Raw genomic sequence first — 15890 nt, forward strand, 5'->3', positions numbered from 1 at the left:
TGCCGCCGTGCCGCCGTGCCGCCGTGCCGCCGGCAAGTCATCGCACAATCCCCATGAGACGGAGTGGATGATCCGCCGGCATCTCGTACTCGCCCTCGGACCGCCTGATGACATTGCCGCAGCAGAGCCACCAGACACCGGCAGGCACGTTCCCCGATGGCTGGTTGAGCTGCATCGGCTGCTCACAGGTGGGGCATACGGGAGTCATCGTTACCTCCTCGGATCGCGGTCATTCACGCTCATTCACGACGGCAGGCGCGTCCTCGGATCGGGTACCGAGGTGCGACGAATGCCCTTCGTCGCGGCCCGTGTCACCTCGCGCAGCTTCCGCAGGCCGCACACCGAGCAGCGCCCCTCGACCACGCCGACGAGCTGCGCCTGTGCGCCGTACCGGAACAGGTCGACCACCGCACCGGCGCAGCCGTCAGTGCCGCACGGCGCGGAACCCACCACCTCGGCGAGCGGGGCATGCGCGACGGCAACACTCCGCTGACACTCCATGCACGGCAGCGCATGAAGACCACCCGGTGGGGTCACGCAATACGGGACAGCATTGGGACTGCTGCACAGTGGGCAGATCCAGGCCATACCGAACTCCCCTTCCCCTCTAAGGCGCCCGCCGGTGTACAACGAGGAGCCCGCCCCCAGGTCACAGAGGTGCAGGAAGTCGGTCTTCGCGAATGCCAGGAGCTTTCAGAGAATCGACTCCGAGAGATCGGCGCATGCATTCCAAGGCGCCTCCGCCGTCACCGTCACCTTCGGGGACTTCACCGCTGACGACAGCGCTCCGGCATCCCTCATCCCTCATCCCCGTCATCCCGCTCATCCCCCTCAAGCGGCAATGGGACGCTGGAGACGAATGGATTGCAGAATGCCGATCGCAATCCAGCCGGCGAACATGGAGGAGCCGCCGTAACTGACGAAGGGCAGCGGCAGGCCGGTGACCGGCATGATGCCGAGATTCATGCCGATGTTCTCGAACGCCTGGAACGCCAACCAGGCAACGATCCCCGTCGAGACCACCGTCCCGTACAGATCCGGGCACTCTCGCGCAATGCGCAGCGCTCGCCACAAGACGATCCCGAGAAGGGCGATCAGCGCCCCGGCACCCACAAAGCCCAGCTCCTCCCCCGCGACGCTGAAGACGAAGTCCGTCTGCTGCTCGGGCACGAACTGTCCGCTGGTCTGCGCCCCGTGGAACAGCCCCTGCCCCAGCAGTCCTCCCGATCCGATCGCGATACGGGCCTGACTGGTGTTGTAGCCGACCCCGGACGGGTCCAGGGCGGGATCGGCGAACGCGGCGAAGCGGTTGACCTGGTACTGGTCCAGCAGGTGCAGCTGCCACACCGCCACCGCACCGATCACGCCGACGGCGAGGAGCCCCGCGATCCAGCGTCGGGACGCGCCCGACACGAGCAGCACCCCGAGCACGATCACACCGATACCCATGAACTGCCCGAGATCCGGGGTGAGCAGCACGAGTGCCGCAGGCACACCCGCCACCGCCAGCGACTGCAGGACGCTGCGGTGGTCGGGGCGCTGGCGGTCGCCGACGTCCACCTTGGTGGCCAGCAGTACGGCCATCGCCAGCACGATGGTGACCTTGACGAACTCCGCGGGCTGGATCGACATCCCGCCGATGATGATCCAGCGCCGCGACCCGTTGATCGTGGCGCCGGCCGGGGTCAGCACGAGAAGCACCAACACAAGGGTGATGCCATAGAGCACGGGCACCAGGTCCCGCAGTCGGCGCGAGCCGATCCACACCGTGCCCGTCGCCAGAGCGATGCCGATGACGGTGTTGACGACATGTTGGACCAGGAAGGAGTACTGGTCACCGCCCGTCAGCTGCGTACGCCCGCGCGTGGCGGAGTACACCAGCACCGCGCCGAGCGCGGACAGCGCCAGCGCGGCACCCAGCAGCGGCCAGTCCAACCGCCGCAGCATCGAACCAGGCGCTACAAGGGCCCGCCATCCCGTCGGCCGGACCCGCCACATCCCTAGGGACTCGCTCCTGACCTTCACGGCCGCCCACCTGGCCAAGGCAAGGAGACACGAGCACCACGCCTCGGGAGAGGACCTGATACAGATACCGCCCCGGCAGGCGTCCGGACGGCAACCCGCCCGGCGTTCCCACCACCCGAAGCCACAACCAGCGCGAGACGTTCTCGCACGATTTCCCTCCCAGGTATCCCACTCGCGGTCACTTTGTCCGCGCTCTGCGCGGCTAGCCGGGGATCCGGACTGGGCGGGACGCTACCATCCGCCAGTTGCGCAATCATTGAACTATGACAGTGTTACCCGGGCGAAGTACATCCGGCGCACGACTCGGTCAACACCCGCCCAACTCGGCCCCAAAAACCCCTAATGGCCGCCTTTTCCTACGGTGAAGCCCTAGAGACGGAGACCACCGACCCGGACGCGACAGTCAAAATTGTGTCAAGCGCTGGCCCCTTTCCCAAGGGATGTGGAGCGTCGTCGAGTTGTTTCGACCGGTGGCCACCCACGGACACCAAGCCCCCAGGGCGCGGCCGGCGGCGGGCCGTGAAGGACTGCGCACGGGTGCGAGACTGCCGCCATGACTACGCATCTCATCTCCGTGATCGGTAGTAGCCCAGGGGTCGGAAAGTCCACCCTGTGCCGTGCGGTGGCCGAGTGGCTTGCCGGCCTCGGCGCATCGGTCGACCACTTCGAGGAGGCCGACATTCTCACCCGGTCGGCCTTCGGGCCCGTGGCTGAAGAATTCGCCGGTGGGGCTGCCACTGTCCGGCCTGCGACCTTAGTTGAGTGCACTCGCACCTACGTCGCGGAGTCGCTCGCGGCGGGCACGGACTACCTGGTGACGGATGCCCTTCTGCCCTTCATTCCGTCCCTCGTGGCCTGGGGGCACGACGAGGGCACTCTCGTGCACGTGATGAAAGAGCTGTCCCGGGCCGTGGAGCCGGCCCACGTCACCGTGGTGTATGTCCACGACGATCCGGAGACAGCGCTGCGACGCGCCATCGAGCGAGAAGGCGATGCCTGGGAAGACTGGTACGTGCGGAAACTTGCCGGCTCTCCGGGCACTCGGGCCGTTCACGACCTCTCGTCGGCGGCCGCTCATCTCCGCTTCGAAGCCGCCCTGACCCGTCGCCTCCTCGCGCAGACCCCGTGGCACGTTCTGAACGTGGATGTAGGAACACTCAACGCCCAGGCGGCATACGCCCATACCCAACGCCACCTGATGGACGTGCTGGAGTTGCCGGGCCGGCCCTCCACGTAGCAGTCGCCAGCCGACGGGCGACCTCACCACGGTGCACGGTGCCGCCGGCCGACTTCGGAGCGCCGGCCAACTGCGGGCCCGAAAGCGCGACTTGCTTTGATACGGCAGCGAACGTCGACAGCGCGAGCCCCGGTGCCCAAGGCAGCGGCTTGGGCACCGGGGCTGTGGCTGTCCGTTGGCTGTTACTTCTCGAAGGCGCCGTTGTTGCAGCCCATGCTGGAGCCCAGCTTGGTCTGCTGCGCACCCGAGGAGCCCTCGCCGTTGAGAGCGTTACCCAGCGCACCGTCGAGGGCGCCGACCGCTCCGAGGATGTCGATGTTCAGGTCGTGCGACCGGCACTGGGTGCCCTGGGAGACGTTGAAGAGTCCTTCCTTCCCGCCTCCCTTTCCGCCGTCCTCCTTCTCACTGGAGAAGGAGTTCGTCCCGCCCTGGTTCCCGCCATAGGCGCTTGCGGTGCCGGTGCCGGTGCCGAGGAGGCCAACGCTGCCCAGTACGGCGATCACAACGGCGGCCTTACGAAGCTTGCGCATTTCATCTCCGGTAGATCGGACGGAAGCGATCAGAAGTTGATCGACTTCGTACGGCTACGAAAACTAATGCGGAAGATGTCGTAACTCCTCAGTGACACGCTGGTTTTCACGACTGCCGCGACCTGAATGTGCCTCGCTTATCGGATAACTCGCACTCTCGGCGGCTTCAAAGTACCGGCCGCAGTAAATGGATCAGCTCAACAGATTGCTGTCCGCCAAGAGTGTTCTCCTCATATGGCATCCTCATGACGGCTGACGTGTGCTGCCGCCGTGCCTCTGAGAGAGGCCCTTGAAGGGACAACCGGGCGTATTACCGCCTCGGACTCGTCCCAAACGGCATAAGGACGAGTACTGTTCAAAAGCGGCGTGATAAGCGCCCAAGGGGTGGAGCGCGAGGACTCCGTCGTACTCGGCCGGGGCCTTCTGAATGTGGTCGGCTGTTGTGAGCGAGTAGCACGATGCGGACGCTGGGATCGTCGAGACGGGACCCGGTCCCGTCCTGGTGCTGCTCAAGCGTCTCGATGGGACTCGGATCATCAACCTGTCGCGCCTTCTTACCGTCCGTCCTGCTTGTGTGCGACGGGGCGCAAGGCTCATGTAAGGCGTTCGGTGTCAGGGGCAGGTCCTCGCCTCGGTGGGGTTTCTTCGTCGGGCATGGTGTCAGGCGGCGCAGAGGCTGTCTGGTATGTCTTGAGTTGGGCGGTGGCGGCCTTGTCCCAGTCCAAGTGGCGTACGTGGTAGGGCCCGTTGGCGCCCAGGGAGGCGCAGCGGGTCGGGTCGTTCGCCAGGGCGGTCAGGGCGGTTGCGTAGGCGTCGACGTCGGCGGGTGGGACGCGGACGCCGACGTCGTCGGTGACCAGGTCGCGCAGGTGAGGGATGTCGAAGGCGAGCACCGGTGTGCCGGTCGCCAGGGATTCGGCGGCAACCATGCCGAAGGTTTCGTAGCGGCTGGGCATGCAGAGCAGGCGGGCGGAGGCGATGAGGTCGAAACGGTCCGTGCCGTTGATCCGGCCGAGCCAGTGGACGCGGGCCGCTATGCCCAGTTCGTCGGCGAGGGTGCGGGCACGGTGGGCGTGCGGGCCGTCGCCGGCGATGTAGAGGTCGCCCGCGACGGCGGGGGCGGCCTTGGCGTAGGCGTGCAACAGGAGATCCAAACCCTTCGAAGCCATCTCCAGTCGGCCGAGGAAGAGCAGGTGGTCGCCGCGCGGAACGGTGCGGCGGGTGAAGGCTGCCGGATCGAGGCCGTTGGGGATGACCGTGACGGTCGCGGTGGTGTTGCGGTGGCGCAGTTCCGCGCCCAGGCTGTCGCTGACCGCGATGAGCGAGCTGTGCGAGGCGATACCGAGCCGTTCGACGGTGTCGAAGGGCAGTCCGTACTCGCGGGCCTTGGCCTCCGCGGCCAGCGCCTGCACCACGCCGACGACTGGTCGGCGGGTGAGGTACGGGATGCAGACCGACGAGAACGGGACGCCGAACTCCTCTACGACGAGGTCCGGATCGTATCGGCGGGTCAGGCGGCCCAGTGTCGTGACGACCGTTGCGTAGTAGGCGAGTTGGGGCACGAAACGGCGGTGGACGAGCGGGCCGAGGCGGGTGGGCACGGGCAGATAGCGGACTCCGTCGCGCACCGTTGCGGAGCAGTCTGGCCAGGGTGCGCAGATGACGGTGATCTCGATCCCGCGCGCCGCCAGTCGCCGGTTGACCTCGTGTGTGCGCAGTGCGCCGCCGCCGGCGCCTGGCTGCTGGGGGTCCTCGAAGCCCAGGTGGAGTACGCGGTAGGGGCCCGGGCGACGCCGGCGCGGCCGAACGGCGTATGCGGCGCCGCTCACGGTGGCCAGTGCGGCTGCGGTCCACAGTGCGGGGTGCGGGCGGAGCGCCAGCAACACGGTGGTGACGGCGGCGCCCGCGGTGAGTGGGGCGAGAGCCCCGGCGAGTGGGCCCAGCCCGAGGATCCGGCGGCGTGCGAGCGTGGTGGTGATGACCGCGACGGCGCCGGTGATGCCTGCCGAAGCCCAGGCCAATGCCTGGAGGTTGGCGGCAAGGGCGGCGTAGAGGACGCCGCCGGTCAGCCCGGCGACGGCCAGCGTGCTGGTGACGGTACGCGCCGGGCCCCATGCCTGGAAGACGGTGGTCATCAGCACCGTGGTGGCACTGGCGAATCCGGCGAGGGCGAGCGGCGGCAGCAGCGCGGCCGAGGAGGCGTAGTGCTGGGGCAGGACGAGGGCGAGCACTGGTCCGGGGCAGGTGGCAACGGTTGCGGTTACTGCGACTCCGCCGATCCAGTGCAGCCGGACGGTGTCCCGGAAGCCCGTACCGCTGTGGCGGGACTTGGCGCGTACCTCGGTTGCGGCCAGGCGGGGAAAGACGACCGTGGCGAGGGCGGTGGAGAGGAAGAGCGGTACCCGGGCGAGGACGAGCAGGGCCTGGTAGGGCGCCAGTTCGGCGGAGCCGCCCCGCACCGCCGCGGCGACCACCACATCGAGGGTGAAGAGGAGACAGGCCAGGACCTGGATGCCGCCGATGGCCAGCGCGCGGCGCCACAGACCGTCGTCGTAGGTCGACCGGGTTCCGCACCGCCGGGTGTCCCGTCGCCGTCCCGCCCTTTCCTGCCTCGCTACGACGGTGAGCCCGGCGGCCGAGGTGGCTGCCGCGCCGACGGCGAACGCGCCGACGGCGCCGGCGCTGCCCCAGCCGGCGAGCACCCCGGCGAGGGTCGCAGCGATCCGAACGGCCATTTCGGCCACGCGCAGCAGGGCGAGCCCGACGAAGCGGCGGCTTCCTTGGAGGTGTCCGGCGCCGACTGAGTTGAGCCACACCGTCACACATGCCGCCGTGAGGCCGGCCAGCGGCCCCAGGCCGGCGTAGGAGGCGACCGCACCGCAGGCCCCAGCGGCGCACAGCAGGGACAGTCCGAGCGCCAGCCACAGGCAGGAGCGCAGCGCCAGCCGACGCCGTGCGCTGCCTGGCGCGGTGGTCGCCACCTCGCGGGCGAGTACCCAGGGCACGGTGGCGCCGGCGAGCGTCCCGACGCTGAGCAGGACCGAGGAGACCGAGGAGTAGACCGTGAACTCGGCTGGGGGCAGGAGGCGGACGAGGAAGAGCGAGAGGCCGTAGTTACTCACCCCCACCAGCACGGCGGAGAGGGTGAGCAGGGCGGCACCGCGGACCGCGGTGCCGCCAGGCGGGGGTGGCGAAGCCGCGGGGGTCGGTCCCGGGGCAGGAGGCGCGGGCGACAGGCGGGAGGGAGGTACGGTCACCGTTCGGCCCCCGTCCCGGTCCCGTTCCCATGGTCGAGTCCAGGCCCGCCCCCACGTCCGGTCCCGCTCCCGCGTCTGGCCTCGGCGACCAGTCGGCCTACGTCGTAAACGCGCAACTCGCCGGCCGTCCGCCCCGGTTCGCGGTGGAGGAGCCGGGCGTGCCGCTCCAACTGGCCGGCCAACCGTCGTCCCAGCCGCCCGTATCCCTGGGTCTGTAATTCGGTGGAGAGCACAACGTAGTCGGCGTGTACGCGTACCAGGTCAGCAGGTGTCTGCCAGGCGTCCAGGCGGGTGCCTGGCAACAGGAAATCGGCGGTCTCCTCCTGTGCCGCGAGGACGCTGTCGCGCGGAAGGTGCGTACGGACCCAGGCCAAGGTGCGTCGAAAGGCGTCGTCGTGTCTGGTGTGGACGCGTACCCAGACGAGGGCGTCGACGGTGAGCGCGACGGCGGCGAGCGCGGTGAGGGCCCTGGCAGGCGTGCTGCGTCGGCGGCGAGGGGACAGTCGGGAAGCGAAGGGACGCCTGGGGCGGGCGAGGTCGGCGGCGAGGGCGAGCGTGGCGGTGCTGGTGACGACCAGCGGGTAGAACATCTGCTCTTCCAGGGTGCCGACGGCTATGGCGTACGCCAGATGCAGCAGGGTGCATACGGCCCAGGCGAGCAGCGGTGTCCGTCCTGGCGGGCCGGCGAGGCGCAGGGGCCGCCGGAGCCTCAGCCACAGCAGCCATGCGGTGGCTGCCGTCCCGAGGGCGATCAGCGTGTAGGGGACGGCGAACTGGCCGAGTTGGGCGATGAGCCGTGCGGTGAAGCTCACCGAGCCGTCGTTGCTGTTGAAGCCGCTGATCTGTTTGAGGCCGAGGGCGCGGGCGATGCCGTCGGTCTTCTGTGCCCACCATGCGGGCCAGGCCCCGACGGCCACTGTCGAGACGAGGTAGACGGCGTAGCCGGCGAGGGTGACGACGGCCGCGGTCAGTCGCATGCTCCGGGCCGAACGGTGTCCGATCCACACCAGCACCGTCACGGGTACGAATGTCTCCAGGGCGTAGGGCTCTTTGGAGGTGACTGCGGTTGCGAACAGCAGCCCTGCGACCGCGCCGGTGGCGATACGGCCCCGGAAGGTGGCCGGTCTGCGGGCGAGGGCCAGCCAGCCGAGCGCGGCGGCGGCGACGGCCGGCGCCTCCAGGAGCACCCGGCTGTCGAAGCGGTTGAGGAACGGGTCCAGCGCCAGGAACAGTCCGGCGGCCAGTGCGATCGGCCACCGGACGGCGCGGCGCAGCAGCATGGTCACCGCGACCACGGCCAGCGATCCGACGATCGCGAGCACCGATCGGAGCTGGAGTACCAGGTGCAGCAGGTCGGCGGAGCCCAGTCCGGTGATCCGCATGACGGCTGCCAGCAACGCGAAGACGGCGGGTGGGTGCAGGGCGAAGAACTTCCCGTCGAATGTCGGGCCGTGGCCGTCGGCGAGGTTGTGGCTGATGACGGTGTAGTAGACCTCGTCGACGAAGACGTCGTAGGAACGCTGGATGAAGGTCAGCCGCAGTGCCAGCGCGAGGACGAAGAGGGCACAGAGGGTGAAGGGGGCGAAGAGAGAGAAAGGAGGCCAGGCAGGGGCGGTTCGAGGAGCCGTCCGCGCGGGGGGCTGATCCGTGGCTCGGGGGTGCTGAGGTTGTGGCCGGTGGGGCGGCGGGTGGGCGGGCCATCCGAGGATGTCGCCGTGCCTGGCGAGGCGTATCGAGATGCGAGGGTCGTGCGGATCCAGTCCGATGCGCCGCAGGATGCGTTCGGCGTCCCGCTCGTCCGCACCGAGCAGGAGCAGGCCGGGGTCGGGGCTGGTGGTGTCCACCAGGTCGGTGGTGCGCAGCGCACCGAGTTCCGCGCGCCGGAGCAGTGCGGCGGGTGCGCTGACCAGTGTGCAGGTGTCGGTGACGGTGCGGCGGTCGGTTCGGGGGCCGCGGCGCAGCCGGTGTTCCTCGGCGGTCAGCGCGGCGAGGAGGTGGCCGACGGTGGCGGTCCAGGTGAATCGGGCCGCCCAGGCTCGGCAGTCCGCATCCCAACGAGCGGCCTCGGACGGGGATTCGACGGCCTGCAGTGCCTTGGCGAGACCGGCCGCGAGGTCCGCTTCGGGTTCGAGGAGCCAGCCGGTGACGCCGTGCCGGATCGTGTCGCGCAGTCCCGGAACGTCGAAGGCCACGGCGGGTATGCCGGTCGCCGCGGCCTCCATCACGGACAGGCCCCATCCCTCGGCGCATGAGGCGGAGGCGGTGATCCATGCGGACTCGACCAGCGCGTCCCGATCCTCCGTCGGCACCCGGCCGTGCAGGACGACCGTCTTGTCGAGGCCGAGTTCGTCGACGAGGGCGCGCAGCCCGTCGTATGCGTCGCCGTCGCCGACGATGTGCAGTTCGGTGTCCGGTACGTCGCGGCGCAGCGCGAACATGGCCCGGACCAGGCGGTCGACGCACTTCTGCCGGACGAGTCGGCCGACGCACACGATGCGTGGTGCGGCGGCGCGCTGCCGAGGCGGCGACGGTGCGCCGGCCGAAACCGTCCCGGGGGAACCAGGTGTTGGGGCCAGGCCCGCCGGTGCGAAGTGCACCGGTCCGCGTAGTGCAAGACGCCCGCGGATCTCGGTACGGGTGGAGGGCGAGACCGCGCAGATGGCCCGACGGCCGTACACCAGAGCGCTGCCCCGGTTCTCCAGCCAGCGTCCGAGGGCTGCCAGGGGCGGGGGGAACCACAGGGCGAACTGGCCCTGGTGAACGTGGTGGATGAGGAGCACCACGGGCGTGCGGCGCGGGAGGACCAGTGGGGTGAAGAAGGGGATGCCGTTCTGGGAGTCGATCACGCCGTCCACCGAGCGGCGGTGCCGCAGCAGCCACAGGAGCACGAAGAGGTAGACGGTGAACCGGCTGCCGCCGCGTACCACGGTGCCGTAGTCGGTGCGCTCACGGCGGGCCGTGCCGCGGGGGCGGGCGGTCAGGAAGGTGACCTGTGCACCGGCCGTACGCAGCTCCCTGGCGGTCTCCTCGCAGTACAGTTCGGCGCCACCCGCCTGGGGGTGGCGGCCGTCCCGCCAGTTGCACACGACCACATGACGGCCTCGCCAGTCACCGACCTCGGCCCAGGCGTCGTCCTGGCTCATCCGGCTCCCTCGGACAGGCGGGAGTGGATGCGGGGCAGGGTGCGGTGCAGTCGCCACAGTTCTGCGGCCACCCGTAGGCCGTCGGCGAACGGGCGGAAGGTGGAACCCTGTTGGTCGTTCCACATGACGGGGAACTCGGTCAGGCTGAGCTGGAGGGCTCTGGCGCGTGCGATCACTTCGAGGTCGAAGGCGAAGCCGGTGGCGGTGACCTCGGCGAAGAGTCGGCGCGCGGCCTGTGCCTGGAAGAACTTGAATCCGCACTGGGTGTCTGCGACGGGCCCGCAGAGCCGGCGGGTCAGCAGCCGGAAGCCGGCGCCGCCGAGCCGTCGCAGAGCGGGCTGCGGCACCGGTATGCGTGCTCCGTGGCAGCGGCGCGAGCCGAGCACGACGTGCCAGCCGTCCCGCAGGAGTTCGAGCGCGTCGTCGAGGGCGGTGGCGGGCGTGGCCAGGTCGGCGTCGCAGAAGCCGACCCATCGGGTCGCGCGGGTCGTGATCATGCCTCGGGAGACGGCTGCTCCCTTGCCGCGCCGGGAACAGCCGGTGACCGTGACGGGGATGCCGGCGGCGGAGAGGCGGTCCACGCACTCGGCGGTGCGGTCGCTGCTGCCGTTGTCGATGACGCGCAGCGCGGCGGTCAGCGGCAGGCCGCGCAGATGTTCGGAGAGGGCCTGCACGGTGGGGGCCAGGCGGTTTTCCTCGTTGTAGGCGGGGATGAGGAGTTCGAGGTCGCAGAAGCCAACGGCCGGATCGGAAGCGGTTGCCGGTATCGGGACAGGGGCGTCCATGCCTGCTACCTGGGGCGCTTGCACTACAGAGGTCTCCTTCTTGCCATGCCTGGGGGCTCTTGCGGTACTGCGTACGCAGACGGACTTGAGCGGATCGCGTCGGAGCCGGTAGTCCCCGCCGTCCACGGGTCGACGTGACGGGAGAGACCACCGGCTCCTGGTGCCCACGTTTACGGGGCGGGCGGCGCGGGGCTGAGGCGGATGTGCGCGAGGAGCATCCCGGTGTCGCCGTCCGGATCGGCACTGAGCTCATGGTCGAAGCCGGCGCGTCCGGGGTTGGCGAACCGCACCGTCACCTGGTCGACGCCGGCCGGCGTGCGGAAGCGGAGCCGGCGCTTGCGCCAGGCCGGGTCGTTGAGCTTCGCCTTGGCCGGGGTCACTTGTTGCCCGGTGTAGTACTGGACGTAGTCGTCCCAGGCCAGGGCGGCGCCCTCGGCAGCGGGGTCGCCGGCGAGGACCTCGGCCCGCAGGTAGGTGGGGGCGGAGACCGGCGTCCTCAGGAAGTGGTAGCCGGTGTAGAACGACAGCTCATACCACGAGCCGGGGCTCACCGTGACGGTCTGCTTGATGAACCCGCAGGACTTGGCCCCGTCGATGTCGACGATGTTCTCGTGCGGGACGAAGGGATACTCCGTGTCCTGCGGGAAGTTCCCGATCGTGTCGCCCTTGAGCAGATCGATGAACGTGCCGGGCTCACCGGTTTCCGAGGTGTGCCAGGCACCCTTGCCCTCGTACTGGCCCACCTTCCAGGAGCCGATCTGCCGGAGGTCCTTGGCGTACTCGGTGCCTTTGTTGTCGTACCACCCGTCCCCCGACGTGAACTCGTAGTGGACGAACCCACCGTTGACGATGAGGTTTTCGGTCGGCTGCGGGACGGTGATCTGGATGCGCAACGGAGCCTTGCTCGTGCCGATCTCCACCTGGCCCCAGACCAGTCCGGGCCGTGCGTCGTCGAGCACCCTGACACCGACCGAGTAGAACCCGCCCGCCTCCGGCGAACCGTCGTCGAGGTGAACGGTGTTCTCGAACCGCAGGAGGTGGTTTGCCCTGTCGTAGTCCAGGACGTGCAGCTCGCGGCGGACCACGCCCGGGGCGTTGTAGAAGACCTTGCCGTCATCGGGGAAGGTGACCCCCTGTGGCAGCGTGACGGCGAGCACAAGCTTCTCGCCCTTGATGGGCTCACTGTGCGGCGTCAGCAGCAGATCGATCGGGAAGAACCCGTACTCGCCCTGCTGCAGATTCACCGGCAGCGGCAATCCCTGGGCAATGATGAAGCCCATAACTGTCCCCTCTCGCATGTCCGGCTGGGATGCCAGGGACGCTACCCGAGGTCAAATCCCCTGACCCGAAAAAGGTTTACGCTTCATACGCGTTCGCCCACATCAGGCCAGCCTCCCGACGGCACTTCCCTGCCCCGGCCAACTGGGCATCGAACGCGCGATACTCCCCTTGCCGACGAGTTGTCAATGCGCCCCGACCAGGGGATATTTGGTCCGGCAGTACGGCTCGAATCCCACGATCGCCCCAGAAAACAAAAACAAGCCATCTCGGGCCACCCGCACTTCCATGGGAGAAGCGCGATAAAACGGTTCGCCCGGCGCCCCGGACATGGAAATTCGGCCAACACACACGGATTTCCCTTCGGCGGGTTCTTGCTCGCTCGCAAATCCGCACCTGAAACTGGTCCGACCCAAGGCGGGGGTGCCACCGCAGCGTTCGCGGTCCGCGAGAGCGGAGGTCGTTATCCCCGTCTCCATCGCGCCGGCGCCTTCCAGCGGCTCCTCGATGTCACCACCGGCGCGCCGAACTGAAGACCGACGGCCTTCCCTGGCGGCAGGCCCGTCCGAGGCCATCTCGCGAGCGACCTCGACACGTCACAGGTCACTAACGGCATCAATCCGAACAGGAGAACGAAGCCATGGCACTCTTTTTCGAACGTGTCACGATCGACGTAAACGGTAACTGCGTGGACGGGATGCTGGGGACCGGAAACTTCACCATCCCGGGAAAGATCCGTCGGGACGACGACGGCGTGCCGGTCATCAACGCGGCAATGAGTGCGTTCGCGCTCGAGTACAAGAACCCGAAGGAATCCGTCATCGGGCGTGAAGAGCTTGAGGTGGAGGTGACATCGGGCGGCAGCCGGAACGGCACAGTCGCGGCGAGGCTGAACCTGCGGCCGGCGTCTCCGAATCGGGACTGGCTCTTCACCGGCACGGTGACCGCTCTGGTCATCGCCGAGCTGGAAGACGGCCACCGCTGATCCGGTAAACCCCGGTAATGCACAGGCGCTGCCGCCCGCCGCAGTAGCGCGGTGCGGCTACAGCGCTCGCGCCCTCTCCGCTCAAACAAACCGACCTGTCGTGCCGGTACGAACCGCCGGCACCGACTTCCCCTGGAGGGAGTTCCACATGCTCGCCTTTCTGCCGCAGAAAATCACCATCGCGCCTACTGGTCTCGACCAGTCCGCAGTATCCGCGGCCGGGGTTGATTTCCCGGGCAAGATCCGGTTGAACGACAGGAACCGTCCCATCGTCGACGTCGCGCTGAGGTCGTTCCACCTGGAAGTCACCCAGAACGGCAGGTCCGAGGACTTCGAGATCGGACTTGAGGACATCATTTTGTCGATCGACCCGAACGCGTACCAGCACGATGCCGAAATCACGGTACGTGCCCAGCTGAGCCCCCGCGTGGACGCGCGGCACAACGCGAGCTTCGCGTACCGCGGCTGGGTCGAGGTGCTGGTCATCGCCGAGCTGGAGGACGGCCACCGGTGAACCTGCCGGCAGCCCAGCAGTAGTCATGGCCGAACGTCCGCCCCATTGCCGACGACGCAGTGAGGCGGGCGCTCGGACACCTCGTCCCGTCTTCCCCAAAGGGGGCTTCCCCACGGTGAGTTCACCCCCCACCTTCAAAGGCTCGACGCCCCACCGAGCCCCGCGCGACCCGTCCCTGCGACGCTCGCTGGCCCTCTTCCACTCCTTCCGGAACGAGCGGACCGACCCGGAGAGCTGCTACCGCCTGCTCGCCCGGGACTCCGCCGACCAGATCGAACGCCACATCTCCCTCGACGACGCCCTCGTGATCGACATCGGTGGTGGCAGTGGGTACTTCACAGAGGAGTTCCGCCTCCGAGGCGCGCGAGCCTGCCTCGTCGAGCCCGATCTGCGCGAACTGACCGCCCAGGGACGGGCTCCCCACAACGCGGTGATGGCCGACGGCTGCCACCTTCCCTTCACCGACGGCGCGGCCGACATCTGCTTCTCCTCCAACGTCCTGGAGCATGTGGCAGAGCCACGGACCTTCCTCGACGAAATGGTCCGCGTCACCCGGCCCGGCGGGCTGATCTACTGCGCCTTCACCAACTGGCTCTCACCCTGGGGCGGTCATGAGACAGCGCCCTGGCACTACTTCGGCGCCGATCGCGCCCGCCGGCGCTATCTGAAGCGCACCGGCCATCCGGCCAAGCACACCCTCGGCAGGAACCTCTTCGCCGTCCACATCGGCCCAACCATGAAGCATGTACGCGGCCGTGACGACGTCACCGTGCTGACGGCCCGATCCCGCTACGCGCCGTTCCTCACCGAAGCCATCCCCCGCCTCCCAGGCATACGCGAGTTCGCCACCTGGAACCTCCTCCTCATCCTGCGACGGCTGTCCTGAGCGGCAGCTGCTTCGCAGGGAGCACTGCGATCCCGAGGTGGCGGCCGAGGCGGAGCGCTCAGCGTTCAGCCGGCCGCCCGAGTTCGACACCGCGCTGTCCCCGCTGCGCCTGGACGATGCGCAGGCGCACCGTGCGTAGCACAGCGGGCACGACAGGCACAGGGGCACAGAGGTAGAGCCGGCACCTACGGGTGATAGAGCGCGTGGGCGCGCGTCAGGTCGGCGGGCCCGTCGTGACCGAGGTCGAAGAAGTACTTCACCTGCCATGCCTGGGTGCTGCGGGCCTGCCTGTTGGTCGTGGTCACCCAGGGCGGGTAGACGCGGAATCCGCGCTTCCCACCGGAACCGTTGCGGGAGACGATGTCGCGCTCGCACAGCACCTCGCGCGGGAACACGAACTGTCCAAAGCCGTCGTCATCGCGGCTGCTGATGATGAACAGGTCCACCCCGTCGTCGGCGTCGAAGGGCCGGATCGGCCCCTCGTCGGACCGCTGCCACACGGTGACGAACTGGCCCACCTTCGTCGGGGTGGTCTTGGCCACGCGGAAGCGGACCGAGCGGCCGTCAAGGGTGAACCCGCAAGCCGCGTACTCGGCGCTCTCCGGTTCGGGCACCGGCAGTGAGCAGGCAAAACCCCCCGGGGCGTACACCGAAGCCTTCGCCACCAGCAGGTCCCCGTGAAGCCCCGCCCACGGCTGATTCGTCACCACGCCCCCATCCTGCCATGGCGCCCGTCGCTGCCCTGGCCCGGCCACTGCCGGCTCCGCGAGCAAGGTCAGACGAGGCCGGCAAGGTCAAGCAACCCATGGAGGCCATGGTCGGGTATCCACCCGGGCTCCACCCCAGAGTGGATCCACTCCACCCGCGCCCGGTGCGAAGCTGACGTCGTACGACCCCGTGTCGGGGTACGGGGTCCGGGAACAGCCGGGAGATGGCGTGCTGCACCACGCTGTGAACACCGCGCTCATCGTCACACTCTGGGTCTGGCTCGCGGCGGAGGTCCTTCTCCAGATACGCCAGCGCATCCGTAGCGAGCGGACCGAACGGACCGAGTGGCTCATGCGGTGGGCTATCGGATACACGTCGAGGAACGCATGCTGCTCGACGCCCTGGGCGAGGAGTACCCGTCGTACGCAGCCCGGATGCCCAGGCTGATCCCCGGAGTGTGGTGAACCAGTCCCGCGTCGTCGCCGTCGGGCAAGGTGACGTCTGCATGCCCCCCATCTGGAGCGGCCGTCCGCAGCGTCCAC

Annotated in this window: 12 protein-coding genes; 4 read left to right on the forward strand and 8 right to left on the reverse strand. The window is 68.7% G+C overall.

What is annotated here, in order from left to right; genetic code table 11:
• Positions 1–243 precede the first annotated feature (243 nt).
• Both B073_RS46335 and rodA read right to left on the reverse strand, forming a co-directional pair.
• Positions 244–588 (reverse strand): hypothetical protein, encoded by a 345-nt coding sequence (locus B073_RS46335; RefSeq protein ID WP_158690115.1) that lies wholly within the window; start codon positions 586–588, stop codon positions 244–246.
• A gap of 243 nt (positions 589–831) precedes the next feature.
• On the reverse strand, positions 832–1998 hold the full coding sequence (gene rodA / locus B073_RS0111810) for a rod shape-determining protein RodA (RefSeq protein WP_026247286.1): 1167 nt from the start codon (positions 1996–1998) through the stop codon (positions 832–834).
• A 580-nt stretch (positions 1999–2578) separates the two neighbouring features.
• On the opposite strand from rodA, the gene B073_RS0111815 reads away from it, so the two are divergent.
• Complete coding sequence (locus B073_RS0111815; protein WP_018538305.1) at positions 2579–3262, forward strand: hypothetical protein; 684 nt, start codon at positions 2579–2581, stop codon at positions 3260–3262.
• Positions 3263–3444: 182 nt separating this feature from the next.
• On the opposite strand, the gene B073_RS0111820 is transcribed toward B073_RS0111815, so the two are convergent.
• From B073_RS0111820 to B073_RS0111840, 5 genes are all read right to left on the reverse strand, one after another.
• On the reverse strand, positions 3445–3792 hold the full coding sequence (locus B073_RS0111820) for a hypothetical protein (RefSeq protein ID WP_018538306.1): 348 nt from the start codon (positions 3790–3792) through the stop codon (positions 3445–3447).
• Positions 3793–4385: 593 nt separating this feature from the next.
• Positions 4386–7049 (reverse strand): glycosyltransferase, encoded by a 2664-nt coding sequence (locus tag B073_RS42745; RefSeq protein WP_324608790.1) that lies wholly within the window; start codon positions 7047–7049, stop codon positions 4386–4388.
• Entirely contained in the window at positions 7046–10192 is a 3147-nt protein-coding gene (locus B073_RS42750) for a glycosyltransferase family 4 protein (RefSeq protein ID WP_051093988.1), read from the reverse strand. Before B073_RS42750 ends, B073_RS42745 begins: the two co-directional genes overlap by 4 nt.
• Positions 10189–10977, reverse strand: coding sequence for a glycosyltransferase (locus tag B073_RS39820; protein WP_018538308.1), 789 nt, complete (start codon positions 10975–10977; stop codon positions 10189–10191). The genes B073_RS42750 and B073_RS39820 overlap by 4 nt, the downstream gene beginning before the upstream one ends.
• A 170-nt stretch (positions 10978–11147) precedes the next feature.
• The gene (locus B073_RS0111840) at positions 11148–12257 is read right to left on the reverse strand and encodes a hypothetical protein (RefSeq protein WP_018538309.1); all 1110 of its coding nucleotides are present in this window, start codon (positions 12255–12257) and stop codon (positions 11148–11150) included.
• A gap of 638 nt (positions 12258–12895) precedes the next feature.
• On the opposite strand from B073_RS0111840, the gene B073_RS0111845 reads away from it, so the two are divergent.
• From B073_RS0111845 to B073_RS0111855, 3 genes are all read left to right on the forward strand, one after another.
• A complete protein-coding gene (locus B073_RS0111845) occupies positions 12896–13240 on the forward strand; it encodes a hypothetical protein (protein WP_018538310.1) in 345 nt (114 codons plus the stop codon).
• A gap of 148 nt (positions 13241–13388) precedes the next feature.
• Positions 13389–13754 (forward strand): hypothetical protein, encoded by a 366-nt coding sequence (locus B073_RS0111850; protein ID WP_018538311.1) that lies wholly within the window; start codon positions 13389–13391, stop codon positions 13752–13754.
• A gap of 115 nt (positions 13755–13869) precedes the next feature.
• Positions 13870–14640: a class I SAM-dependent methyltransferase gene (locus B073_RS0111855; RefSeq protein WP_018538312.1), complete on the forward strand. Its 771-nt coding sequence runs from the start codon at positions 13870–13872 to the stop codon at positions 14638–14640.
• Between the two features lie 185 nt (positions 14641–14825).
• Here the strand turns inward: B073_RS0111855 and B073_RS0111865 are convergent, their stop codons facing one another.
• Positions 14826–15350, reverse strand: coding sequence for a MepB family protein (locus B073_RS0111865; RefSeq protein WP_018538314.1), 525 nt, complete (start codon positions 15348–15350; stop codon positions 14826–14828).
• Positions 15351–15890: the final 540 nt, after the last annotated feature.

Origin of the sequence: Streptomyces sp. MspMP-M5 (genome assembly GCF_000373585.1) — a bacterium.
GTDB lineage: Bacteria > Actinomycetota > Actinomycetes > Streptomycetales > Streptomycetaceae > Streptomyces.